General features: G+C 39.0%; 21 protein-coding genes and 1 tRNA gene. 16 read left to right on the plus strand and 6 right to left on the minus strand.

From position 1 onward, the window contains the following. Positions 1-80: 80 nt before the first annotated feature. The 3 genes from P3R27_RS03380 to P3R27_RS03390 form a co-directional block, all read right to left on the minus strand. Complete coding sequence (locus P3R27_RS03380) at positions 81-677, minus strand: TVP38/TMEM64 family protein (RefSeq protein WP_034687704.1); 597 nt, start codon at positions 675-677, stop codon at positions 81-83. A 204-nt stretch (positions 678-881) separates the two neighbouring features. Then, entirely contained in the window at positions 882-1,217 is a 336-nt protein-coding gene (locus P3R27_RS03385) for a hypothetical protein (protein WP_200868950.1), read from the minus strand. Further along, positions 1,186-2,520: a DUF1576 domain-containing protein gene (locus tag P3R27_RS03390; protein ID WP_126134181.1), complete on the minus strand. Its 1,335-nt coding sequence runs from the start codon at positions 2,518-2,520 to the stop codon at positions 1,186-1,188. The genes P3R27_RS03385 and P3R27_RS03390 overlap by 32 nt, the downstream gene beginning before the upstream one ends. Positions 2,521-2,773: 253 nt before the next feature. Between P3R27_RS03390 and P3R27_RS03395 the strand changes: the two genes are divergently transcribed. Together P3R27_RS03395 and P3R27_RS03400 are read left to right on the plus strand one after the other, a co-directional pair. After that, positions 2,774-3,340, plus strand: coding sequence for a TetR/AcrR family transcriptional regulator (locus P3R27_RS03395; protein WP_034687698.1), 567 nt, complete (start codon positions 2,774-2,776; stop codon positions 3,338-3,340). A 329-nt stretch (positions 3,341-3,669) separates the two neighbouring features. Continuing rightward, positions 3,670-3,757 (plus strand) — tRNA-Ser (locus tag P3R27_RS03400). Positions 3,758-4,544: 787 nt separating this feature from the next. On the opposite strand, the gene P3R27_RS03405 is transcribed toward P3R27_RS03400, so the two are convergent. Then, positions 4,545-5,105 (minus strand): hypothetical protein, encoded by a 561-nt coding sequence (locus P3R27_RS03405; RefSeq protein ID WP_126134180.1) that lies wholly within the window; start codon positions 5,103-5,105, stop codon positions 4,545-4,547. Between the two features lie 653 nt (positions 5,106-5,758). Here P3R27_RS03405 and asnB point away from each other — a divergent pair. Next, entirely contained in the window at positions 5,759-7,654 is a 1,896-nt protein-coding gene (asnB, locus tag P3R27_RS03410) for an asparagine synthase (glutamine-hydrolyzing) (protein ID WP_034687692.1), read from the plus strand. Between the two features lie 126 nt (positions 7,655-7,780). Here the strand turns inward: asnB and P3R27_RS03415 are convergent, their stop codons facing one another. After that, complete coding sequence (locus tag P3R27_RS03415) at positions 7,781-8,227, minus strand: DUF2188 domain-containing protein (RefSeq protein ID WP_301357242.1); 447 nt, start codon at positions 8,225-8,227, stop codon at positions 7,781-7,783. A 217-nt stretch (positions 8,228-8,444) separates the two neighbouring features. On the opposite strand from P3R27_RS03415, the gene rpmG reads away from it, so the two are divergent. The 7 genes from rpmG (at position 8,445) to P3R27_RS03450 (ending at position 17,081) form a co-directional block, all read left to right on the plus strand. Continuing rightward, positions 8,445-8,609, plus strand: coding sequence for a 50S ribosomal protein L33 (gene rpmG / locus P3R27_RS03420; RefSeq protein WP_373865805.1), 165 nt, complete (start codon positions 8,445-8,447; stop codon positions 8,607-8,609). An 82-nt stretch (positions 8,610-8,691) separates the two neighbouring features. After that, the gene (locus tag P3R27_RS03425) at positions 8,692-9,183 is read left to right on the plus strand and encodes a dihydrofolate reductase (protein ID WP_034687688.1); all 492 of its coding nucleotides are present in this window, start codon (positions 8,692-8,694) and stop codon (positions 9,181-9,183) included. 304 nt (positions 9,184-9,487) lie between these two features. Further along, the gene (kdpA, locus tag P3R27_RS03430) at positions 9,488-11,164 is read left to right on the plus strand and encodes a potassium-transporting ATPase subunit KdpA (RefSeq protein WP_126134178.1); all 1,677 of its coding nucleotides are present in this window, start codon (positions 9,488-9,490) and stop codon (positions 11,162-11,164) included. Positions 11,165-11,179: 15 nt separating this feature from the next. Beyond that, on the plus strand, positions 11,180-13,210 hold the full coding sequence (gene kdpB / locus P3R27_RS03435; RefSeq protein ID WP_126134177.1) for a potassium-transporting ATPase subunit KdpB: 2,031 nt from the start codon (positions 11,180-11,182) through the stop codon (positions 13,208-13,210). Between the two features lie 36 nt (positions 13,211-13,246). Then, on the plus strand, positions 13,247-13,768 hold the full coding sequence (locus P3R27_RS03440) for a potassium-transporting ATPase subunit C (protein ID WP_034687681.1): 522 nt from the start codon (positions 13,247-13,249) through the stop codon (positions 13,766-13,768). Between the two features lie 27 nt (positions 13,769-13,795). Beyond that, entirely contained in the window at positions 13,796-16,420 is a 2,625-nt protein-coding gene (locus tag P3R27_RS03445; RefSeq protein ID WP_284592183.1) for a DUF4118 domain-containing protein, read from the plus strand. Then, positions 16,398-17,081: a response regulator transcription factor gene (locus P3R27_RS03450; protein WP_301357080.1), complete on the plus strand. Its 684-nt coding sequence runs from the start codon at positions 16,398-16,400 to the stop codon at positions 17,079-17,081. Before P3R27_RS03445 ends, P3R27_RS03450 begins: the two co-directional genes overlap by 23 nt. Positions 17,082-17,235: 154 nt before the next feature. Here P3R27_RS03450 and P3R27_RS03455 read toward each other — a convergent pair whose 3' ends face one another. Next, the gene (locus tag P3R27_RS03455) at positions 17,236-18,192 is read right to left on the minus strand and encodes an iron-hydroxamate ABC transporter substrate-binding protein (RefSeq protein WP_126134175.1); all 957 of its coding nucleotides are present in this window, start codon (positions 18,190-18,192) and stop codon (positions 17,236-17,238) included. Between the two features lie 165 nt (positions 18,193-18,357). On the opposite strand from P3R27_RS03455, the gene P3R27_RS03460 reads away from it, so the two are divergent. The 6 genes from P3R27_RS03460 to P3R27_RS03485 all read left to right on the plus strand — a co-directional run bounded on the left by P3R27_RS03460 (position 18,358) and on the right by P3R27_RS03485 (position 23,404). Further along, positions 18,358-19,158, plus strand: coding sequence for an ABC transporter ATP-binding protein (locus P3R27_RS03460; protein WP_034687675.1), 801 nt, complete (start codon positions 18,358-18,360; stop codon positions 19,156-19,158). Continuing rightward, positions 19,158-20,147 (plus strand): FecCD family ABC transporter permease, encoded by a 990-nt coding sequence (locus P3R27_RS03465; protein ID WP_034687673.1) that lies wholly within the window; start codon positions 19,158-19,160, stop codon positions 20,145-20,147. Before P3R27_RS03460 ends, P3R27_RS03465 begins: the two co-directional genes overlap by 1 nt. Then, positions 20,144-21,148 carry a FecCD family ABC transporter permease gene (locus P3R27_RS03470; protein ID WP_126134174.1) on the plus strand — a complete coding sequence of 335 codons (1,005 nt, stop codon included), beginning with the start codon at positions 20,144-20,146 and terminating at the stop codon, positions 21,146-21,148. Before P3R27_RS03465 ends, P3R27_RS03470 begins: the two co-directional genes overlap by 4 nt. A 209-nt stretch (positions 21,149-21,357) precedes the next feature. After that, positions 21,358-21,639 carry a TIGR04197 family type VII secretion effector gene (locus P3R27_RS03475; RefSeq protein WP_034687669.1) on the plus strand — a complete coding sequence of 94 codons (282 nt, stop codon included), beginning with the start codon at positions 21,358-21,360 and terminating at the stop codon, positions 21,637-21,639. Beyond that, entirely contained in the window at positions 21,639-21,986 is a 348-nt protein-coding gene (locus tag P3R27_RS03480; protein WP_126134173.1) for a DUF3958 family protein, read from the plus strand. The genes P3R27_RS03475 and P3R27_RS03480 overlap by 1 nt, the downstream gene beginning before the upstream one ends. Further along, a complete protein-coding gene (locus P3R27_RS03485; protein WP_301357077.1) occupies positions 21,983-23,404 on the plus strand; it encodes an LXG domain-containing protein in 1,422 nt (473 codons plus the stop codon). Before P3R27_RS03480 ends, P3R27_RS03485 begins: the two co-directional genes overlap by 4 nt. Positions 23,405-23,407: the final 3 nt, after the last annotated feature.

Below are 23,407 nucleotides of genomic sequence, written 5' to 3' on the forward strand. Positions count from 1 at the left end.
ACATTATAGCGCAAAAAACATAAAAAAGGAGTACTGCAGGAACCTTTCATTGCAGTACTCACAGTGTATCTATTAAGAAATCATCCTAACAAGCCAGTCAGGAAGTTACCACCATAAATCAATGCCATGCTGTACAAAAAGATCGATAAGGGTTTAGCAATCAAAATAATCAACGTGTATTTTTTGACTGAGATATTTGTCAAGCCAGCCATTAAACACAAGGCATCGTCTGGTGCTACTGGTAAAAAGATCGCTAGCGCAAAAAGCTTTTCAAAACGACTTTGGTTTTCTAGCCAACCAATATATTTGTCATATGTTTTATCACTAATCATCGACAGGATAAATGGTTTTCCATATTTTCTACCTAATAGGAAAATAATGATCGAACCGATACAAATACCAACATAATTATAGATAAAGCCAGCGTAAGGACCAAAAATCAGGACACCTGCTGCGGTGCTGATCCCTCCAGGAATGATCGGTATAACGACTTGCAGTATTTGGATCAAGATAAAGATTATCGGTCCTAAAATAATTGAATCACCTACAAGACCTCTTAATGCGTTCAAATCTTTAAAGACGCCTAGATTAATAAAATAAATCGTGAGTGCAATTGATAAACCAATACCGATGATCGATATAATATTCATTAATTTACGAGATACTGCAACGTTCATCCCTAGTCAACTCCTTCGAAGTTTTCATCTGATAATTGTATTTTACCTGAAAAGCGTAACTGCGCGCCACTATTTCAAGTGAGAAACAACAAACAATTTTGTAAGTTCAAACCAAGTATAGAGGATGAAACAAAATAAAACATCCATCTAGAGTCTTATTTACTTAATTTTATGATCTATAAAACTTTCATGGCTATTTCACATTTAAATCCGGCGAAAAATCTTGATGTTTAAAATTGGCGAATCATACATGATTTCCACATCATCGATCAGATTCCCAAGTAATCGATAGGATTCTTGGCCATGGGAAGGGGTACCTAGCAATTCGTGGTAATAGATCTCCATACTAGGATCTCTAGGTGTATTCAACAGTGAGGCCAATGTATTCAAATCTTTTGGCGAATTTTTTGTTGTTCCTTGAAATTCGATATATAGTCCTTCATCTGTATATTCTAAGCCAATACGAATCTCATTGATCTCATGTTCGTAAAAATACGTGAGAAATTCATCAATGATCCTCTTTGATAGTTCTTTTTCCATTTCCATGTGCGTTCTTTCCCTTCCCTGCAAACGTAAAATTTTCTAGGATAGGCACTAGTATACCAGCAATAAATCCCGTTGAAAACCCACTATTATATAGATTCAATCCTCCGTGTAATGTGCTGAGATTATGGACAAGAGTAATATGTAAAAAGCCTGCAATCACTCCATAAACGCCGCCATAAAATCCACTGATCGGGGCAAGGCCTGTACCGAAAATCGCAGCTACGAGCATGGTTGTTTCGGTCATATCATGCATTGTTCCTAATATTGAGGCAATGTAGATACCAATCAAAATCGGAAAACAATTTTTAACATGACTTCCAAATGAGCTGAAACCAGCTACTGAGATGATTCCTCCCACCACAGGTCCATTTAGCACACCACCGACCAGCAAGACATACGACATCAATAACAAGCCAACCAAGCCCATATTGATCAAGGTGGCGCCGATACCTGATGTGCCGATGAAATCTGTTGTAAGTTTTCCAGAAGACTCAAAGATTTCACGTAATCCTTTCAATTTGAATGCATTAAAGAAGAAGCCACAAACAGCGGTTAATAAAAAGAATAAAAAAATGATCCAAGTCAATTCATGATGGTAATCAGTCGAGAGAATCGAATGCACTTCGATCGAATAACTAAATTGCCGAAGGATACCTGTCACCAACATAGCAATCAACCCTGAAGTAAAACCGATATTATAAAGTGTAAAACCACGATGAAAGGTCAGAGTCTGAACAGCTAGGATCGGCAATAAAAAGCCAGCGATCAAACCGGCTAAATTACCCAGGAAAGCACCTTGAAGGATTGGTAAACCCATTCCGAATGTAATATAGCTGACAACAGGGGAGAGTGCACTACCAAATAAGCCAATCATTACATATTGAGAAAATGGTTTGTGCATAAAATAGGCATATAAATAAACACCGAGGATAATGGAGATGGAATTGTATAGATTTTTCCCAAAGAATGAAAAACCTGCGACAGTCAATATGGAAGCAAACATCGCACCATTCAACATGACTTTATGGCGATAGGCTAGTAAGACAGAAGATAATGTGAGGAGTCCTACATTCATAAATGCGCTTCCAAATCCACCTAAAGCAATATAGTCGGTCAAAAGATTACTGGGGGAGGTTATGATCACCATTAATCCTACGAGGTTATTCGATAAAGAATCGCTAAGCAAGCCAATAATCAAAAAAAACACGCCTGTAAAAATAAGGTAAAAATAGTTTTTTCTTTGAGAAATGATTCTTTTTTGGGGATGAATATAAATAACGTCACTTTTATTCTTCATTACACACCTTCTTTTCCTTTTTATTTAACTATAACTTGAAAGAAAACTTTAGGTCAACTTAAATTCAACACAAAATCAAAAATTGTAAGGGGAAACAAATTACGTAAAAAAATATTTAGAAAATTGAGAAAACCAATAAAAAACACATATATGCTTTAAAATATAACAATTTAGGTATATTATTTGCAATAATTGATCAATATCGGTTAAAATAAAAGAACAGAGACTGTAGCATGAAGTGGGGGAGTTTATTATGAGAAGAAAAGTCTATACGAAGGATCAAATTCTGAAAGCTGCATATGAAGTGGTTGCTAAAGAAGGATTTAAAGGTTTCACTGCACGAAATATCGCGAAAAAGATGGGGATATCGACCCAACCGATTTACTTAGAGTTCAAAAACATGGAAGATTTAAAAAATACGCTATTAGATGTCATCTTCCAACAGTTAGAAGAAGAAGTGTTTCCTGTAGAGCGTACAGGAGATAAAATCATCGATTTAGGATTGAATTATATTTATTTCGCTAAGAAAAACCATAGCCTTTACATGGCTTTATATATCGATGAACATGGAAATGGTCAAAAGATGCATGATTTTTCTTATAATTATTTCCGTAAGTTATTAAAAGAGGACGCCCGATATAAAGATTTATCGGAAGCGTATATTGATGCGCTTCATACTGGTACTTGGGTAACCATCACTGGTATTGCTTCATTGATGTCTTCTAGTATCATGCATCCTACAGAAGAGCAAATCATTTCGATCATCAAAACGACGGTCGATTCTGTACTTGCAATTGAAAATCCAGAAAAAATACGCTAATTACAACATCATGAGGTTGAGACAGAAGTTTTTTAGCCTCGAGAAATAAGGCGCTATCCACGAAAAACGTGCTTCAAATTTTAGTGGATGGCGTCTTAACTTTCGAAGGGGTTACTTCTACTGTTAACGCCGTTTATTCGTTTTTTGATGGTGAGAGGACGAATGTCCCGTAAGCTATTTTATTCCAATCATGTAATTTGAAAAGTGTTTTCGGATTTAAACATAACTGTTGCGGTATTTAAATGACCAGTTTACAAAACAAATAAGATTAACAGGAGTGCATAATACCTCTTGACATTTTTAGAAAAAAGATTAAAAATAGTAGGCATGGAAGGTTGGCAGAGTGGTAATGCACCGGACTCGAAATCCGGCGAGCCGCAGTAATGTGGTGCACGGGTTCAAATCCCGTACCTTCCTTATATACCAACGTTTAGACACGATTTAGGTCGTGTCTTTTTTGTTGATTTTTTACCCTGAAATATTTTTTGACTCCCCTTTTGGTACTCCTTTTATGTAATTTGCAAATTTTCAAATATGACCGATTCATGTAGAAAGAAAGTTCTCTGTAAAAGAAAGAAACAATAAGGAACAGCCTAGCTATCCCTTGAAAATCAACCGCTATGACAGTCTTTGCAACAATGAGAACAACCATCAAAACTTTTAGATGAGTGGGTTGTGTTTGCTTTATGTAAGGCTTCTTCACATGTAGAAAATATGCCAATAAAAAGTGCATCCTCTGGACAATGCGTACATGAGATCACGTGGACTTCGTGATTTCCTCGCGCATCTGTTTTTTTGTTAAAATAATAAATTGCCATCTATATCTACCACCCTGATTTATTTCAATGTCTTGCACATTGATATTTAAATTATACTGGAAGGTTGAATGAACATGAGGATTATTTTTTCGTTAGGATGGAAGAGGTTGTTTTAAAAAATTCTTGAAATAAGCAGGATAGAAGAAAAAATTGTATAAAAGTAGTGATTGCCGATTTTGATTTTTATCATCGAGCTTCAAGTGGTTTTTTTTATTGCGATATGAAAATCGGCGAGTCCATTACTTTAGTAAACGATAAAAATTTATTTACAAGAAGATAAGCGCAGAAATCTAAACGACGGTGTAGTCTTTTTGGTTTGTGCGCTTGCTTTCTTGTATTCAAGTATTCTGTTCTCTTTTTTATATAGATTTTCTATTTATCTGAAATCAACTAATATAGCCATGATTTTTTAAGGATTTTTGATGTTCACAAGGTATTCCAACGATTGTAAAAGGAGTTATTTTAGTCGTCGTTGTTTGGCCATTCCATTCATAGGCGTAATTTCTGCCGTTCCAATTCGTGTCGCAAGCGAAGCAGTGATATTCAACTTCTATTCTTCCAGTTGAGTCTTCTGCTTGAATCCAGCCGATAGACTGAGCGGTGCCGTTCGTAATATTCGCTTGATTTAAATCCCAATCATAAGGATCTGAGCTAAAGGCGCTCAATGGTGTAGCAGGTGTGTTTAATGCCTTTTCCAAAATTGGATCTTGGGTTTGTCCTTGTGGAGTTGTTTGATTTACTAGCTGTTGATCATTTGGGCTTGTTGTTTCTGTCGTGGTTAATGAACGTTCGGTCCTTTTTGTCTGTGAAGTTTTCGTGGTTTCTTGAACTGTCGTGTTTTGAATTTCTGGTGCAAATAACGGGAATAGCATGATACCTAATATAAATGCCCCAATAATAGTTGTTACCCCTAACAATATCCCTAATAATACTTTTCCGATTTTCATGTTCATCCTTCCTAACTTTAAAATAAAATATGTTCTTAGATTGAGCATCTCCGAAATTCGTTTTTTCGTCAAGTGATTTGATAGCAGGTTATAGTTATTGTATATTGGTTTTTATTTCTTGAAATTTACCTATTCTATAAAGTGAAGCAGGTAGTGCAAAGAGATACTTAGTTATTTTCAAATGAAATAAGAGGCGAATAAAAAGTTTTTTTAATATTATGCCAAGTAGTTCTCACTTCTACCAAACAGAATAACGTACTTTTTTTTTCACGCATGATGATTTTCTTACATGCGGACGTAAAAGACAGAGATGGATAAAAAGCCTTCTATCAAAGCGCAAGCAAAGAAAATCTTAGATTGAAATAGAAAATGAAATCGCTTGTTATTTTGAAGATATATGTCTACAAAAATCTCCCTATTTATGAATAACATGAAATATTTGTAAACTATAGAAGAATCCAGTAGCTTCCTAGGATAAAACATGTTAAATTAATTGTTGAGTCTACTTTTTTTAAAGATAGAGAGTTTTCATTTTATTTGTTTTCATGTGACGAAATTGTAAGAGTGAAAATCATTCATTCTGAATGCCTTCCTGTGATAAGATTCATGTGGACATAATAATGGAATAGTAATTTTAGTAGGATGTGAAATAAATGTGCGGAATCGTAGGATTTGTTAATGACAAAGATAATAAAAAAGCAATCATCAATGACATGATGGATCGCATCATTCACCGTGGACCGAATAGTTCCGGTGAATACATTGATCGTGATGTGGCTTTGGGTTTCAGACGTCTAAGTATTATTGACTTAGAAGGGGGCACACAGCCCATTTACAATGAAGACCAAACAAAAATCATTATTTTTAATGGAGAAATCTACAACTATCAACCACTTAGAAAAGAATTGATCGATGCAGGTCATATTTTTAAAACCCATGCAGATACAGAAGTTTTATTACATGGCTATGAAGAATGGGGAACTGAGTTATTGCAAAAAGTACGTGGAATGTTTGCTTTTGCGATTTGGGATAATGAGAAAAAAGAATTATTCGGTGCAAGAGACCATTTTGGGATCAAACCATATTACTATGCTGAAATGAACGGAACTTTGATGTTTGGTTCTGAAATCAAGAGTTTTTTACCACATCCAGATTTCAATAAAGAATTGAATCGGGAAGCATTGAAACCATATATGACGTTTCAATATTCTCCTTTAAATGGGGAAACATTCTTTAAAGGCGTCTATCGTTTACCAGAAGGTCATTATTTCACTTACAAAGATGGCCACATGGATATCCAACAGTATTGGGATGCGAACTTTGAAGAAAAAGGCACACAAAGCCGTCAAGAATGGATCGATCAAATTGATGAAACAGTGAAAGCATCGATCGAAGCACACACGATCAGTGATGTGGAAGTTGGCTCTTTCTTATCAAGTGGGGTCGATTCAAGTTATGTGACTTCTGTTTTGAAACCAGACCATTCTTTCTCAATAGGCTTTGATGATAAAACCTATAATGAAGCAATCGAGGCACGTAAATTAACAGAAATGCTTGACTTGGATAACACCGCAGCTGTCATTGATGGAGACATGTCCTTTAAGGCTTTCCCTTTGATTCAATACCATTTAGATGAACCAGATTCTAATCCATCTTGTGTACCGTTGTATTTCTTAGCGAATCTTGCGGCACAAAGTGTACGAGTCGTTCAATCTGGCGAAGGGGCAGATGAATTATTTGCTGGCTATCAATCATATGGCTTCCACACAAATTCAAAATTTATCCGAGTGATTGCTCAAGGATTGAAAAAATTACCAAAAGGTACTCGCTATAACTTAGGTAGAAAAATCGGCAAGATGCGTAATTTCCATGGTAGGATCCATTTATATGAATCATTAGCGCCTGCCAAAGAATATTTTATCGGACATGCACGGATCTTTGAAGAAAACGAAGCGGCCAACCTGTTGACGCCAGAATTTCAACAAGCCCCAACAGTTAAAGAAATCATGGCAGAACATTATGCAAAAACTGAAGGAATCCAAGACGAGATTAACAAGATGCAATATGTTGACTTACACCAATGGATGCCAAAAGATATTTTGTTAAAAGCCGACAAACTTTCAATGGCAAGTTCACTGGAAGTGCGGGTACCACTTCTTGATATCGAAGTAATGAAATTAGCGCAACAAATCCCAAGTAAGTATTTATTGAATCAAAACAATACGAAAGATGTCTTTAGACAAGCTGCGAACAAGCATCTGCCTGAAGAATGGTCAAATCGTGTAAAACTTGGTTTCCCTGTACCGATCAAAGCTTGGCTGAAAGAAGAACATGGCTATCACCAAGTAAAAGAATTATTTGAAGCTGATTTTGCGACAGAGTTCTTTGATCAAGCTAAAATCATCCAATTACTTGATGATCATCATGAAGGTAGAAGTGAAGAACAACGTAAGATTTGGACGATTTTCAGTTTCTTGACGTGGTACAAAGTTTATTTTGTGGATGAAACGATTCCCCAAGCTGAACCAATCCAATATGTAACAGTTTAGACGATCCAACAATGTTTCTATTGAACGCAAAAACGAAGAGTGCCGATCCATAATGGGCAGACTCTTCGTTTTTTGCCGTCAATCGGAATGAGTTGATTTTTTATTCAAAGGGACGATAGTATACAATCAGTAATGGACTTCTCGCTCAAATGTGCCATCTTTTTTATAGATCATCAAGGATGTTTCTTTATTACGAGCTACTTCTTTTCCTTTTTCAATGGCGTCTTCTTTATGATCGAAGTGATTGCTTGCTTTTTCAGCGACTTTAGAGCGAACGATCCAATGATCTTCTTCGAATTTGACTTCGACTGTAGCGTCTAATAATTTAGCCGCTCGCGGATTGCTCTCATGCTTGTCCTTTTTTTGTGGATTTTTCTCTTTTGAGAAAGCTTTCTTCTCTTTTTCATCTGCACTTTCAACCCATTCTTTCGCTTGACTGATCGCAATCGGGATTGCTCGATCATCAGGATAACCTTCATCTAAAAGCGCATTGCCGATATCGATTGCTTTCTTTTTAGTCAACTCTTCTAAGTTCTTCATGGCTGGTGGAAAATCTTTCATATTCCAAGGCATAGCTAAGTCCTCCTAAAAGAATAATTGATTTTACTACTATAACAAGTGTAATCTCAACTTGGTAAAAAGAAAAATCATCTGTTTCAATTTTTGCTGTGCTTGTTTTTTGCTCGTCAAGTAGAACTACTTAACAAAATCGTGAAAAAGGCTAGTAATCTGATAAAAATCATGGTAAGATAATCAAGTCTGAGAGTCATCTTAGAGGATTCTAGTATAAATGGGAGGGAAAATCATGCGCGTAAACATTACTTTAGAGTGTACTTCTTGTAAAGAACGTAACTACCTAACTAACAAAAACAAACGTAACAATCCTGATCGTTTGGAAAAGCAAAAATATTGCCCACGCGAACGTAAAGTTACTTTGCACCGCGAAACAAAATAATATGTCTAAAAAAGTTTGGGTCTGTACCCAAGCTTTTTTATTTTTAGTATAATCAAGTAGTAGATGAAAGGAGCGATTCAAAATGTTTATTTCCATGTGGGCCCAAGACAAGAATGGATTGATCGGTAAAGATGGGTTATTGCCTTGGCGTTTGCCAAATGATATGCGTTTTTTCAGAGAACATACGGTGGATCGTTTATTAGTGATGGGGCGTAAAACATATGAAGGCATGGGCGACCTATCTCTTCCTTATCGCCACATCATCGTGTTGACTACCCAAAAAGATTTTGAGGTCAAAGAAAATGCAGAAGTCATGCATTCGATCGATGAATTATTGGCTTTTGCTGAGACTGTTTCAGAAGATATTTATGTTTCTGGTGGAAGTCGGATCTTTCAAGAACTTTTGCCCCAGACTGGGATTATTTGGCGAACACTGATCGATGGTGAGTTCGAGGGAGATACGTATATTGGAGAGATCGACTTTAGTGATTTTGAACTAGCAGAAGAACATATCGGTATCACGGATCAAGAAAACCATTATGCCCATCGTTTTCAAAAATGGGTAAGAAAGTAAGCTCTGATCATTGATGCAGAAAATGGATGATTGAAAGAAATAAAAGGAGATGTTCAAGATCATGGGCGCATCTTTTTTTATAGAGAAACAGCTAAGTCAAGCGAGCTTTGCTCCTTAAGATTTAGCTGTTTTTTATGTTGTATAAAGAACATATAAAGAAATTTCTTGAATATTAACACTATCTTTATAGTCCTTTGTCTATGATGAAAACAAAGGAGAGGAAGAAAATGATCTTATTTTTAGGTTGTATCAGTATTATTTTGTTAGCTTATCTATTCTGGTTTTTATTTAAGGGGGAAGAGCAATGATGAGTGCAGTATTTCAAGGGTTGTTTTTCTTTTTTATTCTACTTGTTTTAGCCGCACCTCTTGGGTGGTACATCAAGTTGATCATGACAGGGGAAACACCAAAATATGTACGTTTCATCCAACCAATCGAACGCTTTTTTTATCAATTGATAGGTCCTGAGAGTCAAAGGAAAATGACGGCGAAGCGTTATTTAGCGCATGTGTTGGGTGTTGGAATCTGTTCTTTGCTATTTTTAACCGGATTATTGATGGTCCAAGGTTGGCTTCCTGGCAATAATGGCGTGGAAAATCTGTCATTTGATTTAGCCGTGAATACAGCAGTTAGTTTTGTGACAAATACCAACTGGCAAGCCTACGCGGGAGAATTGACACTGTCGAATACGACGCAAATGCTTGGTTTGACTGTTCAAAATTTCTTGTCAGCAGCTGTAGGTTTAGCGGTTCTTTGTGCATTGATCCGCGGCATCGTTCAAAGGAAATCAAGCCAATTGGGCAATTTTTGGCAAGATCTAATACGTAGTTTGCTTTACATTTTTTTACCACTTTCATTAATTACCGCTGTACTTCTGATTTCCCAAGGCGTGGTTCAAACGTTTAGTCATGGGATGTCTTACACTGGTTTATCTGGAGAATCTTTATGGTTATATCTAGGACCTGTGGCCAGTCAAGTAGCCATCAAGCAATTAGGAACCAATGGTGGTGGATTTTTTGGTGCCAATTCCGCTTATCCATTTGAAAATCCGACGATCTTTTCTAATTTCATCGAGAATCTCGCCATCTTGTTGATCCCTACAGCATTGATTTTTGCTTTTGGTTACTGGGTCAAAGAATGGAAACAAGGTCGAACGATTCTAATCGTTTCGTTTGTTTTTCTTTTTGCAGCTTTTATAGGTGTAGCAATTAGTGAATATCATGGACTCGTTTTTACGGATGTACTGGGTTCACAGAATATGGAAGGAAAAGAAGTACGTTTTGGTGTGGGATGGTCAAGTTTATGGGCTGTTAGCACAACAGCAGCATCGAATGGATCCGTCAATGCGATGTTGGACAGTTTTACGTCTCTCGGTGGTGGTATCCCGCTTTTCTTGATGCAATTAGGGGAGATTATCTTTGGTGGTGTGGGTAGTGGATTATATGGCATGTTGGCATTTCTACTACTGACTGTTTTTATCGCTGGGCTACTTGTCGGGCGTACGCCAGAATATTTAGGCAAGAAAATCGAGGCTTTTGATATCAAAATGGCTAGTTTAGTGATTTTGACGCCGGTATTATTGACATTATTTGGTACGATGGCCGTTTCGCTGCATCCTGATGTTTTAACTTGGTTGACCAATAAAGGGCCTCATGGATTTAGTGAGTTGCTTTATAATGTGACTTCTCTAGCAAATAATAACGGGAGTGCATTTGGTGGGTTGTCGGCAGATACACCGTTTCTAAATCTTTTAGGAAGTGTCTTGATGTTGTGCTCTCGCTACATTCCGATCGTTGCTATTTTGTTTTTGGCTGAAAACATGGGAAGAAAGAAAACGATCGCGATCAATGATGGAACACTTTCAACAACGAACGGTACATTCATCTCTATGTTGATGATTGTTATCCTTATTGTCGGAGCATTAAGCTTTTTACCAGCCTTGGCGTTAGGTCCGATCGCTGATCATTTTACCTTAAGTTAGAAGGAGTAAAATCAAATGAAAACTATTTATGTATGGGCAATCAAAGAAGCCTTTGTCAAATTAGACCCAAGACAACAAATCAAAAACCCAGTGATGTTCATGGTCTACATCGGAGCGATCTTAGCGACGATCCTTTGCTTTGAGCAAACAACGGTGCCTTTATGGTTTACTATAACGATCACCTGTTTGTTATGGATTACCTTGTTGTTTGCAAATTTTGCCGAAGCAGTCGCAGAAGGTCGCGGAAAAGCGCAGGCAAATAGCTTGAAGCAAGCGAAAAAAGAAGTGATCACTTATAAGATCAATCGCTTAGAAGATATTGAAAACCAAGAATTTATTGAGATCAAATCTTCTGATCTCAAAAAAGGGGATCTGATATACGTAGTATCGGGTCAACAAATTCCGGCGGATGGTGATGTGATCGAAGGAGCTGCTTCCGTGGACGAAAGTGCCATCACAGGGGAATCAGCGCCAGTGATCCGTGAATCAGGGGGCGATCGAAGTGCCGTTACTGGTGGGACGACGGTGGTTTCTGATTACCTGGTGATTCGTGTGACATCCGAAAATGGACACTCCTTTTTAGATCAAATGATTTCGATGGTGGAAGGAACTCAACGAAAGAAAACCCCGAATGAGATCGGGTTACAAATCTTTTTGATCACGTTAACGATCATCTTTTTAGCGGTCTCTGTTAGTTTAGTTCCTTTTACCGAATTCAGTAGTCAGCTGTCAGGGAAAGGGGCGCCGATTGCGACGATCGTTGTCATTGCTTTATTCGTATGTTTAGCGCCAACGACGATCGGTGCATTGATTTCATCGATCGGAATTGCTGGAATGAGTCGGTTAACGAAAGAAAACGTGATCGCAATGAGTGGTCGTGCCATCGAAGCAGCGGGAGATGTTGATGTATTACTGTTAGATAAAACAGGAACGATTACTTTAGGAAATCGTCGGGCAAGTGAATTCTTACCTGTCAATGGCGTCACAGAACAACAATTAGCTGATGCAGCACAACTCTCATCTTTGGCAGATGAGACGGCAGAAGGCCGTAGTATTGTCATTTTAGCTAAAGAAAAATTTGCTTTGCGGGAACGTATTTTTGAAAAATCCGAAGTGAAATTCATTGATTTTAGTGCGCAAACCCGCATGAGCGGCATGGATTATCGTGGCGATCAGATCCGTAAAGGTGCCGCCGATACGATCAAGAAATATGTGCAGGCACGTGGTGGACAATACCCAGAAGAATGTGATCAAATCGTTGCAAAAGTTGCCCAAGCTGGCGGAACTCCTTTGGTGGTTGTAAAAAATGATCAAGTGATGGGGGTCATTTATCTCAAAGACATTGTAAAAAATGGCGTACAGGAAAACTTTGCAGATATGCGTAAAATGGGGATCAAAACTATCATGATCACAGGAGATAATCCTTTGACAGCAGCGGCGATTGCGGCTGAGGCGGGAGTCGACGACTTTCTCGCAGAAGCAACACCTGAAAATAAAATGAATCTTATTCGTGACTATCAAGAAAAAGGACATCTTGTAGCAATGACAGGTGATGGAACGAACGACGCGCCAGCATTAGCACAAGCAGATGTGGCAGTGGCAATGAATACAGGGACACAAGCAGCAAAAGAAGCAGGCAATATGATTGATTTAGATTCTAGTCCCACGAAGCTATTGAAGGTCGTACGTATCGGTAAACAATTATTGATGACTAGAGGTGCCTTGACCACATTTAGTATTGCAAATGACGTCGCAAAATATTTTGCTGTGATCCCAGTCTTGTTTTATGGGATCTATCCCGAATTGGCCCAGTTGAATATCATGGCACTAGGTAGTCCTCTTACAGCGATTTTATCGGCTGTTATCTATAATGCAGTGATTATTGTCGCATTGATTCCTTTAGCGTTAAAAGGAGTCAAGTATACAGAAAAACCTGCTAGTCAGATTTTGCGGCATAATTTATTGGTCTATGGATTAGGTGGTTTAATTGCCCCATTCATATTCATCAAAGTGATCGATCTCGCTTTGAGTTTTTTCTTAATATAAAAAGAAAGACATTTTGCAGAAAGAAGGAATTCACCTATGAAAAAGATCCTTAGAGCACAGCTTAGTTTTTTATTCCTCAGCATACTAGTCCTTGGCGGGCTATACACCGTCGCTGTTACTGGTATCGGTCAACTTTTCTTTGCCCATCAAGCCAATGGCAGTCAGAGAGTTGTTTCAGGGAAGATGGTCGGCTCTTCGTTGATTGGACAATCCTTTCAACAGGCAGCTTATTTTAATGGAAGAGGGCAAGACGTGACCCAACTTTCACCAACCTCATTGGAGCAAAAGAAATTAGTAGAAAATAAAACAAAATTGGCCCAACAAAACGATCAAACTATGGAGATCCCAATCGATCTAGTCACAAACTCTGCAAGCGGTGTTGATCCGCATATCAGTGTGGCAGCCGCAGAAAGTCAAGTGTCTCGTATCGCTAAAGAGCGGGGAGAAGACGTTACTAAGATTCGTGCTATAATACAGGAAAAAGCACAGAAGGATTGGTTTTCAGATCGAATGTTTGTCAACGTGCTTGAATTGAATCTGTCACTTGATAACATGTAGGTGGCAGAGGGGTTAGGAGAAACAAAGATGGAAAGACAGGATGTTTCAGAAATGTTACACCAGCGTGAAAAAAGCCGAGGACGTCTACGCGTGTATTTTGGTTTCGCGGCGGGAGTCGGCAAGACTTATGCGATGCTGGCGGAAGCACAAGAGCTTAGCTTACTAGGTAAAGACATTGTGGTAGGCTACATCGAACCGCATGATCGCCCGGATACGAATCAATTATTAGAAGGGTTACCACAGATCCCTTTAAAAGAAGTGACGTATAAGGGGCTGACTTTGAGTGAACCTAATATTGATGCCATTATCAAACGTCAGCCAGAAATCGTTTTGATCGATGAATTAGCCCATAGTAATGCGCCAGGATCAAGAAATCGCAAGCGATATCAAGATATTGAAGAATTATTGAACGCGGGAATCAATGTCCATACAACGATCAACGTCCAACATATTGAAAGCTTGAATGATATCGTTGAAGAAGTGACTGGAATCGAAGTAAAAGAAACGGTTCCGGATACGTTTTTCCAACAGGCGACATTGAAGGTGATCGATGTGGAACCAGATGAATTGATCGATCGTTTAGCGCAAGGGAAAATCTATGCTAATGAAAATGCAAAACGCGCCTTGCAGCACTTCTTTATTCCTAAAAAATTGGAGCAGTTACGTGGTCTAGCGATCCAACGGGCTTCGGATCATATCAATCGTGTGATCGGTAAAACAAATGGTGTCCAAAGTAAATTGATCACAATCGTTCAAGATGCTTTCCCTAAAATGGCTGAGAAAAGTATTCGGTGGACTGCTCGGTTAGCGCAAGGCTTGGGGGCAGAATGGATCGTGCTATACATTCGTTCCGATGATCGTTTACAAGGGACGAATGACTTAGCGGAGAAACTTGGCGCAGAAGTCGTGGTGATCGAGGAGGATCATTCATTTGAAACGATCGTCGAGTATGCTAAACTGGTTGGCGCAACCGATTTGATCATCGGTAAAAATTTGGCGAAACCGTGGACGGAGCGATTATTTTCAGAAGAGCTGGATGTTCGACTGCTCAAACGATTGCCAGAAACTGAACTTCACTTGATTCCTTATAAAGAAAAACGTTCAACCCTCCTTTCCCATTCCAAGAAACTAGTGGAAGGGGGAGGAAAAGATTTTGCAATTTCATTGATTTGTGTATTCGTAGCAACGCTTTTGACTGAGGTGATGCAATATCTTCACTTCGGAGATCAAAACTTGATGTTAGTGTACATTTTCTTTATTTTACTCGTTGCTCGTCTGACCTCCGGCTATTTTTGGAGCGCGTTATCTTCAATTTTAAGTGTCTTGGCTTTCAACTGGTTTTTTGTCGAGCCGCTGTATTCCTTGACTGTATACAAACAAGGCTATCCGATTACTTTAGTCATCATGCTGATTGTTGCACTGATGATCAGTAATTTGATGGTTCGTTTGAAAAAACAGGCTGTCCATGCCAGAGAAAAAGAACAACAGATGGAAATTCTGTATGAACTGAACAAGCAGTTTGTTTTAGCAGAAGACCAGCAACAAATCGTTGAATTATCTGCCACTTATTTAGGCAGACTATTGGATCGGGAAGTGATTTTCTTTGATAAACATGCCATCAAGCTAAGTCAATATACACCAAAAGATTCCCTATTTTTACTCGATCATCCAGAAGAAGCAGCAGTGGCTTATTGGACGGCTAAAAATCAAAAAGATTCTGGTTATGGAACGGATACATTAAGTGGTGCAAAAGGTTTTTATTTACCGATTGTCGCAAATGGTAAGACGCTAGCCGTGTTAGGGATTCGTCGCAGTCGCGGGCTTCCGATCGAGGATAGTCAATTGAACTACTTACGGTTAGTGTTGACCCAGCTTGCTGTTATCTTAGAACAAACAGAGCTTAAGAATGAAAAAGAACAAATTGAGTTAGAAAATGAACGTGAAAAAGTTCGCAGTAATTTATTACGTGCGATCTCCCATGATTTGCGTACGCCATTGACTGCGATTTCTGGGATTGCAGAAACACTCTTGCAAACAGATGAAGAGCTGAAACAAGCAACGCGCCAAAAATTGCTGACTGATATCCAGACAGAATCCCAATGGTTGATTCGAATGGTGGAGAATCTGTTGTCGATCACACGGATCAATATGGACACGATGCAAGTGAAAAAAACAACAGAGCCGATTGAGGAAATCATTGAAGCAGTCTATGAACATGTCACAAAAGTTTATCCTGACAAGGAATTATTGGTCCATTTACCGACAGCGGTTTTATTTGTCGAAGTTGACCCTATCTTGATTGAGCAAGCCATGTTCAATCTGGTGGAAAATGCGTTTCGTCATGGAGCAACACAAGGGCAAGTAGAAGTCAGCGTGTTTCAAGAGGGCCAACAGGTCATTTGTGAAGTGAAGAATGAGGGTGAAATCTCATTGAAGCAATATGAAAAAATCCAGATGAATCTATCCAATGAAGAAGAAGTACCAATCGATTCAAAAAATGGGCTTGGCATTGGATTAAGTATTGTAAAAACCATTATCCATGCCCATAATGGGAAATTAGAGATGGCTGTATCAGAAGGGAAAACAGTGGTTCGCATCGATTTGAACAAGAGTGAGGAGGTGGGGTTACATGAGGAAAGTACTATTGATTGAAGATGATCCAACGATCACTGATTTTATGGAGGTCGTGTTGGCAAAAGAACATTATCACGTTACGATTGCCATAACTGGCATGGAAGCTTTGCATGTGTTCCAAGAAGATTCCTTTGACTTGATTTTGCTCGATTTAGGTTTGCCAGATATTGATGGCATCGAATTATTGAAAATCATTCGTAAACGACTGGCTACGCCGTTGATCGTGATCTCTGCGCGAAACAACGAGCATGAAAAAGTCAAAGCGCTTGATCTTGGTGCGGATGATTACGTCACTAAGCCTTTTGGGATGAATGAATTACTTGCTAGGATCAGAACCGCTTTTCGTCATCGTAAACAAGAGGAGTTACCTTCAGTCATCACGAATGGGGAATTGTCTTTGGATACAGAAAGCCAGCTGTTAACCAAAGCAGGAGAACCGATCCATCTCACTAAGAATGAATATCGCATTTTGCTCGTATTATTCCAACACCTTGGGAAGGTCGTTACTTATCGCGTATTAACATCAGAAGTTTGGGGGTCTTATGGAACAGATTCCCAAGTGTTGCGAGTGAATATGTCAAACATTCGGAAAAAAATCGAGAAAAATACCATTCGTCCAGAATATTTGATCACTGAGATCGGCGTTGGCTATCGGTTACGTGATTACCGAAATTCTTAGTAATCGACAAACAAATTGAACATCGAAAAAAACGATCATCACCGAAGAATTTTACCTCTTGGTGATGGTCGTTTTTTGATGTGCTGTTTACCAGCTAGCATACTGAACACTTCTTTTTATTTACAGCACAAGTCAAAATGTGATTTTCACGCTTTTACTTTAGCTCGCCTTTGATATCATCGATCATTTGACGACTAGCGATTGGTCCATTATATAACCAGCTAGAAGTTGGACCAAATTCGAATACTTGCCCCGCTTTGACTGCTTTCAGATTTTGCCAAGTGGGTTCGTTGAACATCGCAGCTTGTTCGTCACTATTGACTAAGATGATATAGTCTGCGTCTAATTCAGCTAATTTTTCTGATGAAACAGCTGACCAATCAGAGGTTGCCTCTTTTGATACTTCTTCTACTAAAGATGGCACACCGAATTGTAGATCTTCATAAACGATGCGACCGCTTGAACGATTCTGGCTGACCATAAAGGCAGAGTTGTTCGTGACCCATAAGACAGCAGCTGTTTTCCCATCGATCTGATCACTCAATTCTTCTCGTGTTTCTTTCGCGTAATCTTGATAATCTTGAATGATTTCCTCTGCTTTATTCTCTTTATTCAATACTTTGCCAATGTCTTGCAACTGTTCTTCCCATGTGACATCGGTACCATTTTTAACAACATAGGTTGGAGCAATTTTATTATATTGCTCGTATTTGCCACCTTCGACAGTGGCTGAAGAAGAAATCAATAATAAATCAGGTTCAAAACTTAACACATTTTCATAGGGTAGATCATAGGAGATAGTTGGGACATCTTTCAGATCATCTTGTAAATAATCTTGGATCGAACCACTGCCGACTGTCCATTGAGCAACCGGGGTTTCACCTAACGCAACAAGATAATCCTCTAAGTAACTGCCGATGATCCGTTTTGGTTGGTTAGGTATTTCAACTGAATGCCCTAATGTATCTGTCAAGGTATGCGTACCGTTATCAGCAGTAGTCGATGATGCGGTTGTCTCTTCGGTTGTGGATGAGCCTGGCGAGCAAGCACTCAGTAATCCCACCAAAAGTAATGCGCTAGAGATTGTGAATAGTTTATTTTTAAGTCTCATGTCTTTCCTCCAAACGTAATTGAGAATGTTTCTCAATTGCTATTATTCCCCAAGAAAAGTGCGCTGTCAACTCTTTTTACTAGCGTATACGACGAAATTTGTGCTTGACGAATTTGTGAAGTACCGTCATAATTGAGAATGATTTTCAATGAGAGGGGGAAGTATATGTCTAGATTAAATGCAGTTGAAATTACTACCGGTTACCCCAACAAAACGATAATTGAAAATTTGTCTGTCGCTATACCAGAAGGGAAAATCACCAGTTTGATTGGTCCGAACGGCAGTGGTAAGTCTACATTATTAAAAAGCTTTACCCGCATACTTCCTGTAAAAAATGGCAAAATATTAGTCAACGATCGTGACTTGACGACCTATCATTCGAAAGAACTAGCTCGGAAACTTGCCTTACTAGCCCAAACGAGTGAATACCCATTAGGAATGACAGTCGAAGAAGTCGTTTCTTACGGTAGATATCCCTATCAAAAACTATTCAGTGGCATGGATGATCAAGATCTACAGGCCATTGAATGGGCATTGACAGCGACGGATCTGATCTCGCTAAAAGATCGAGATTTAGCAAGTTTATCCGGAGGTCAAGCCCAACGAGTCTGGATCGCGATGGCGTTAGCTCAAGAAGCAGATATCTTGATCCTTGATGAACCAACAACTTTTTTAGATCCGGCGCATCAACTGGAGATCTTAGATTTGCTGAAAGAAATCAACCGAATGAAAAAAACAACGATTTTGATGTCGATCCATGACATCAATCATGCCTCCCGATTTTCCGATTATTTAATCGCAATGAAAGAAGGTCGATTGATCGTCAATGGGACTCCAGAACAAGTCATCACGAAAGAATGGATGAGAGAGATTTTTGAGATCGAAGCACAAATCGTCCAGTTACCAGAAACAAATAAACCTGTCTTTTTAACATATGATCTCATCAAGAAACCGGAGGGAAAATGATGAGGAAAGGGAAAAAAATAAATATCCTATGGTTGCTTCTGTTATTGGCAATCATTGTCTTCTTTTTTGCTTTGTATAATGGTGCTTCTACAGTTAAAGGCAATGAAGTTTGGCAGGCGTTGTTCCAGTTCGATCCGACTGATCAAGCCCAGCAGATCATTCGTAATATCCGTCTGCCTCGGGTCATCGGAGCATTTATTGTGGGAAGCTGTTTCGCCCTCAGTGGTGCTTTGATGCAAGGGGTAACGCGAAACAACTTGGCAGATTCAGGACTGTTAGGGATCAATGCTGGTGCGTCGTTAGCCATGGCATTTAGCTTTGCTTTTTTACCTAAAGCTTCGCCGTTTTCAATTTTTCTGCTTTCATTACTTGGTTCGTTGATCGTGACGATACTCGTTCTAGGTTTTTTCAGTTTTTCAAAAATAGGACGCAGTACTATGCAGATGATTTTAGCCGGTGTGGCAATCAGTTCTTTTTTTACCGCAATCAGCCAAGCACTGACCCAGTTATTTAATCTACAACAAGATTTGACTTTTTGGTTTGTTGGCGGTGCGGCGAATATTACTTGGCAACAGTTGCTCGTTCTTTCACCTATCTATCTAGTGGCGGTTATTTGCTCTTTTCTATTAGGGAAGTCGATCTCCCTGATCCATTTGAGTGAATCACATGCGGTCGCCTTAGGAGGACATCCACAGCGCACACGGGTATTGGTTTTCATCTTTGTTTCGATCTTAGCAGCGTTAGCTGTTTCTTTAGTTGGGCCCGTCTCTTTTATTGGTTTGATGGTTCCACCTGTTGTTCGTGGCTTTGTAGGTACGGATTATCGGTATGTCTTGCCAGCATCATTTATCGCTGGGGGAATCTTAGTCATGCTAGCAGATTTTGTAGCACGCATGGTCAATCCACCGTTCGAAACACCTTTTGGCTTAGTCATTTCCTTGATTGGGGTTCCTTTTTTATTGGTACAAGTTAGGAGGGAACGCGTGTGAAAAAAATATATTGGGGGATTGGCTTGTTACTATTTTTATGGCTTGTGACTGCCGGAATCAGTTTAATGATTGGTACACCGTTTCTTTATATTGACCAATTGATCGATGTCGCAGTTGGTAGAGGAACACAGGTCCAACAATTGGTTCTGAAAGAATTTCGCTTGCCACGCCTATTGATCAGTTTATTCGCAGGTTCCTGTCTAGGAATTGCTGGCTATCTTTTGCAAGGAGTAACTAGAAACCCATTAGCCGATTCAAGTATTTTAGGCATCAATTCCGGTGCAGGCTTTTTTGTTATGCTATATTTAGGCTTTTTTACTAGCCATGCATCACCTTTCTTGTTGCTTTTTGTTGCTTTTCTAGGCGGCACACTTGCTGCATGTCTAGTCTATTTTGTTGCTTATCAGCGTTCTGGACAAGTAGCGATGAATCGTTTGCTCCTTTCAGGTATCGCTGTGAATGCGGGCTTCTCTGCGGCAATGTTATTAAGTACGATAAAGATATCAAAAGAAAATTATGGTTTTGTAAACGCTTGGTTAGCAGGTTCGATCTGGGGTGCTAGTTGGCCTTACGTCACTGCATTTTTGCCATGGGTACTTATTCTGATCCCTTTAGCGTTTTTCTATAGTCGTAGGATTGGTCTTTTATCCTTTGGGCCAGATCGAGCGCAAAGCTTAGGGGTAAATGTGTCACGAAGTCAGTCGATTTTACTACTGCTTGCTGTTGGTTTAGCCTGTGGCAGTGTGGCTGTGGCAGGCAGCTTGTCCTTTGTGGGTTTACTCGCACCGCATGCTGCCAAAATCATTGTACGTAAAGAAAATCAATGGGCACTCCTATTCAGTGGTTTGTTCGGAGGATTATTTGTCAACATTGCTGATATTCTTGCACGCGTCATTTTGACAGATGGAGAAGTACCTACAGGAATTCTGATTGCTGTCTTGGGTGCGCCGTATTTTCTTTATTTATTATTTTATATTCAAAAGAAACAACTATCTGTATAAAATAAGACCAGAATGTTGGTATAGGGAAACACTGAAGGCAATTTTGTCTTCAGTGTTTTTTAGTACATTGAGAAATACCTTCAACAACCAGATAAGAAATAAAGTAACAAGACCTATCTAATACAATTCTTATCAACCAAAAGGTGATGTATTGTTATAATGGATATGTAAGCGTTCTATACAGCCTATATAAATCGAGGAGGAGATCTATGGTCACATTCAGCAGTAATTCTCAACAAGCCCAACAGTCCACTTCAAGAATCACCAGTGCAACCACCCCTTTAAACCAAGCATCATCGCTTCAAAATGATACACGTACCACGCTAATTGGTAATCAAGACATTCAAAGTAGCATAACATCCGCCAAAAACTCAGCCAATCAAATCGCCTCAGCCATTGCAGGCGCAGCTAGTCAATTGCAAACTGTTGCTCAAGGTTTTTCTACACTAGACACTCAATTAAGTCGAGATCTTTTTAAGGAGAGACACTAATGGATCGAATGACCGATCTACATACAGAAGAAACATGTTTGCTCGTAAAAAGAGAAGAACATGAAAGAAAAATGAAACAACTTGATGCCTGCCGTTCAGATTACCAAGATCATTTAAAAGAAGTGGGGAACTTCTTATTTCTATTACACATATCCTACCAGAAGTCGAATACCTCTACATCTATCGAAACATTCGCCACAGAATTTTCACATCAAAGTAGGCGATTGATGAATGGCTTTGATGAATGCCAACATCACGAAATGATCCACCAACAAAAAATCACGAATAAACTCGAAGAAATTGCTTTTGAGAAAAGAAAAAACATGTCGGAGGAACAAAACCTATGAGTATCGACATGTACCTAAATGACTCATTGACACAAGCTACGAGCGCCCGTCACTTCTGCCAAAAACAAGTCACTGATTACCAAAATCTCCAACAAGCCATCACTCAATTTACTTTACAAACGCCCAATCTCCAAGGGAAAACCTACGACGCTGCGAAAGCCTATTTTTCCCAAGTACTTTACCCACTTGTGCAAGGAGGAATCTTACTCTCCAAAGCGGTTGAAAAAGCAGCAAAACGATTTCCACAACAGTACATAGAACAAGTCGACTCCATTAGCTTGAAACAATCCGAATTAGAAGCACAGATTCGCCAAATGAATCAGTATATCACTCAAGCCGAAGGGATACGGCAGTTGCTTCTTTCACCTCATATGCCAGAAGAACATCAAAGCTTTCAACTCAATCAAAATACGTTATTACTCACGATGTATCATGACTTGAAACATAAACTGGAAGAAAAACTCCAAAAACTCTTAGCCTACAACCAAAGCTCCGCGCTATTTTTTACAGAAATCAAAAGTCTCGAACAAGCAGTCAATCAAGGACTTGCTCAAACAAAAACTGCTTGGAATAGCCAAACGAAGACATTCTCTATACCAAAAGATTTGTCCTGGATAACTACGATCCAAGACAAATGGCAGCAAGCAGAAAACGAGAAAAAAGGCATCGATCCAACTAAAAACAAAGAACTAGAAAAGTACAACGTCTATGCCCTCATTATTCACGATAGCGATGGGAATCCACTTGTCTTTTGGAAAATCGAAGACAAGCAATCAGGCTACGGCATCGTGAACCCTGAGTTGTATCAATATGTCACGAAAGTAGGTCACTATTTAGAACCTGAACTGATCCAATTCATGACGTACGATACTTACCAAGAAAAAGTCAATGTGGCTTGGCGCCAAGGTGTTAATTATGAAACTGGTGAAAAACTAGACCCACTCTTAGGCAGTCTCGTCTCTACCTCACAATACGTCAAAGACGGCTACACATGGATCAATGAATCTGAACTCGGTCAAGCCCTGATGATCTTAGCATTTACGTATGCGTCTTACAAAGTCTTGACGACCACTGGTGTGAAACAGGTGGAGAATGATAAGATTGAGGATGTGAGTGGAATTGAATTTAATAGTAAAACTAAATTAGAAGTTCACTTTTCAAAACATGGTTCAGAAATACAACAAGCTTTAAATAAAAATCACTATTCAATAGTTGAGTATTTAAGAGATGCAAATCATGTGATTAAAGAGGGACAATTTGTTCCTGAAATGAACGGATATATCAAACTGGTTGGTGGAGAAGGAAGTGCAAAGTATGCATTTGTAGGATTAGACAGAACAACTGGGAACATAACAACCTTGCACTTAAAATCTGTAAAAGAACTTATAAAAAAAGCACCTAGTTTAGGTTTAAAATAATGG

Source organism: Enterococcus spodopteracolus (assembly GCF_030441955.1).
Classification (GTDB): domain Bacteria; phylum Bacillota; class Bacilli; order Lactobacillales; family Enterococcaceae; genus Enterococcus_B; species Enterococcus_B spodopteracolus.

Bases quoted from the DNA above. Each gene is read 5' to 3' on its own strand.
- P3R27_RS03380 (WP_034687704.1), bottom strand. From the start codon at position 677: ATGAACGTTGCAGTATCTCGTAAATTAATGAATATTATATCGATCATC.
- P3R27_RS03385 (WP_200868950.1), bottom strand. From the start codon at position 1,217: ATGGAAAAAGAACTATCAAAGAGGATCATTGATGAATTTCTCACGTAT.
- P3R27_RS03390 (WP_126134181.1), bottom strand. From the start codon at position 2,520: ATGAAGAATAAAAGTGACGTTATTTATATTCATCCCCAAAAAAGAATC.
- P3R27_RS03395 (WP_034687698.1), top strand. From the start codon at position 2,774: ATGAGAAGAAAAGTCTATACGAAGGATCAAATTCTGAAAGCTGCATAT.
- P3R27_RS03405 (WP_126134180.1), bottom strand. From the start codon at position 5,105: ATGAAAATCGGAAAAGTATTATTAGGGATATTGTTAGGGGTAACAACT.
- asnB (WP_034687692.1), top strand. From the start codon at position 5,759: ATGTGCGGAATCGTAGGATTTGTTAATGACAAAGATAATAAAAAAGCA.
- P3R27_RS03415 (WP_301357242.1), bottom strand. From the start codon at position 8,227: ATGCCTTGGAATATGAAAGATTTTCCACCAGCCATGAAGAACTTAGAA.
- rpmG (WP_373865805.1), top strand. From the start codon at position 8,445: ATGGGAGGGAAAATCATGCGCGTAAACATTACTTTAGAGTGTACTTCT.
- P3R27_RS03425 (WP_034687688.1), top strand. From the start codon at position 8,692: ATGTTTATTTCCATGTGGGCCCAAGACAAGAATGGATTGATCGGTAAA.
- kdpA (WP_126134178.1), top strand. From the start codon at position 9,488: ATGATGAGTGCAGTATTTCAAGGGTTGTTTTTCTTTTTTATTCTACTT.
- kdpB (WP_126134177.1), top strand. From the start codon at position 11,180: ATGAAAACTATTTATGTATGGGCAATCAAAGAAGCCTTTGTCAAATTA.
- P3R27_RS03440 (WP_034687681.1), top strand. From the start codon at position 13,247: ATGAAAAAGATCCTTAGAGCACAGCTTAGTTTTTTATTCCTCAGCATA.
- P3R27_RS03445 (WP_284592183.1), top strand. From the start codon at position 13,796: ATGGAAAGACAGGATGTTTCAGAAATGTTACACCAGCGTGAAAAAAGC.
- P3R27_RS03450 (WP_301357080.1), top strand. From the start codon at position 16,398: ATGAGGAAAGTACTATTGATTGAAGATGATCCAACGATCACTGATTTT.
- P3R27_RS03455 (WP_126134175.1), bottom strand. From the start codon at position 18,192: ATGAGACTTAAAAATAAACTATTCACAATCTCTAGCGCATTACTTTTG.
- P3R27_RS03460 (WP_034687675.1), top strand. From the start codon at position 18,358: ATGTCTAGATTAAATGCAGTTGAAATTACTACCGGTTACCCCAACAAA.
- P3R27_RS03465 (WP_034687673.1), top strand. From the start codon at position 19,158: ATGAGGAAAGGGAAAAAAATAAATATCCTATGGTTGCTTCTGTTATTG.
- P3R27_RS03475 (WP_034687669.1), top strand. From the start codon at position 21,358: ATGGTCACATTCAGCAGTAATTCTCAACAAGCCCAACAGTCCACTTCA.
- P3R27_RS03480 (WP_126134173.1), top strand. From the start codon at position 21,639: ATGGATCGAATGACCGATCTACATACAGAAGAAACATGTTTGCTCGTA.
- P3R27_RS03485 (WP_301357077.1), top strand. From the start codon at position 21,983: ATGAGTATCGACATGTACCTAAATGACTCATTGACACAAGCTACGAGC.